This window comes from Halorubrum sp. AJ67, from assembly GCF_000513435.1.
This window is the reverse complement of record NZ_CBVY010000016.1, coordinates 41,625-43,251: the sequence shown is the minus strand read 5'-3', so window position 1 is coordinate 43,251 and position 1,627 is coordinate 41,625. Positions and strand designations below refer to the sequence as shown.

The following is a 1,627-nucleotide window of genomic DNA, read 5'->3' as shown; positions in this document are numbered from 1 at the left end:
TCACGCCGCCACCTCCTCGCGCCGCGTCGGATCTACGGACCCGGTGAGCCTCGCGTGAGCGCGATCGACCGCATCGTCGGCGGCGTCGCCCTCGTCTCCGCCACCCGAGCGACGGAGATCTGTTCGGACCGAAGTCACCCGGTCGGTAGTCGGAACGCACAAGGGAGAACGGAGTCGTTTCACACTCTCTGAAAAACCCACGAATCAATAATGTTTTCGTTCGTGGAATCGTACGCCGGTGTATGTCGATTCAGAACCGTTACCCCGAACCGACGCGTCGGCCGATCCGATGACTCGGTTCAGCGACGAGGACCGCGAGCGGATCCGCGGGGAGTTGGTCGAGGCGGGCCGCGAGCTGTTCACCAGACACGGCTTCGAGCGGACGCGGATCAAGGACGTGACCGAGGCCGTCGACATCGGGACGAGCACGTTCTACCAGTTCTTCGACTCGAAGGAGACGCTGTACGTCGCCGTGCTGAAACGGGAGCGCGACCGGCTCATCGAGCGGGTCGACGCCGCGGTCGCGGACGCCGCGACACCGCGCGAGGAGGTTCGGACGATGCTCGAGACGCTGTTCGACGAGGTTCGCTCCGACCCGCTCATCTCGCGGATGATCGTCGACAACGAGCTCCAAGCGCTGCTCGACCAGCTCTCCGAGTCCGAGCGGGAGTCGCTCGCGGCCGACACGCCGGGTGAGCCGCTGGGCTACGCCGACCGATGGGTCGAGGACCCGTCGTTCCGGTTCGACGACCCCGACCTCGTCCGGGACGCGGTCACCTCGCTGGTCTTCACCACGCGCTCACAGGAGCTGGTGCGCGAGCCCGGCACCACGACCGACCCCACCCGCGTCGACCGAGCGCTGATCGACACCATCGTCGACGGGCTGTTCGTCGACGGCGCGGGCGAGGCGGCCGACGCCGAGTGAGACGGTCTGTGTTGAAAAGCAGCGCCGCGTGGCGACGACCGCAGTCGGGACGTACCGAATCGGTGTGACTCCCGAGCGCAACGATCCGCAAAAAACGGCCGAAACGACCCGGCGAACTCCCCTCCCGCACTCGCTCGCTCGTGACGGGCGCGAAGGTGACCGTCCTCACGCACGGAAGGTGTCCCCCTCGCGACGAGTGGTTCGCGCTGATCGCCCGCGCTCCGACGCCGACGAACCGGTCAGCGGTCGGCGACGCAGACGGCGCACGCGATCGTCACGCCGAGGGCGAGCGCGGTGCTAACGGCGAGAACGACCGTCGGTGAGGTGTTCGCGGCCACGCTGAACGCCATCGCAGACATACTCTAATTCCGGCCGAGCGCTATTTAAGACAAACTCTCTCGTCTCGCGAGTGGTCCCGATCGCTCGGGTGTCAGCACGGCACTCGTGAGGGCGGGGTGGTCGTCGCCGCGTCCGCGCCGTCACGCTCGATGACGAGCCGGACGCACAGGCATCGCTCCGCGGGAGCGACGGATCGGGCGGGAACGCGGACGACCGAGCAAAATTCCCTCCCGTGCCCGGTCGCCCGCGAGGGCACTCTCGCGCCCGTCCTCGCGTACGAACGCAAAGGAACCAACGCGCCGAATCGCTCGGACGGACGCCAGCCGCACACCGGTTCCGACGGTCGACCGCGTTCGATCCGGG

Annotated in this window: 1 protein-coding gene and 1 pseudogene (1 of these 2 running past the window's edge); one reads left to right on the top strand and one right to left on the bottom strand. The window is 67.7% G+C overall.

The window, feature by feature from the left end; all coding sequences use genetic code 11:
* Window positions 1-289: 289 nt before the first annotated feature.
* On the top strand, window positions 290-925 hold the full coding sequence (locus BN903_RS12110) for a TetR/AcrR family transcriptional regulator (RefSeq protein ID WP_048078010.1): 636 nt from the start codon (window positions 290-292) through the stop codon (window positions 923-925).
* A gap of 479 nt (window positions 926-1,404) precedes the next feature.
* Here BN903_RS12110 and BN903_RS18785 read toward each other — a convergent pair.
* Window positions 1,405-1,627, bottom strand: a pseudogene (locus tag BN903_RS18785) (hypothetical protein); it runs 428 nt beyond the window's last position.

Bases quoted from the DNA above. Each gene is read 5' to 3' on its own strand.
- BN903_RS12110 (WP_048078010.1), top strand. From the start codon at position 290: ATGACTCGGTTCAGCGACGAGGACCGCGAGCGGATCCGCGGGGAGTTG.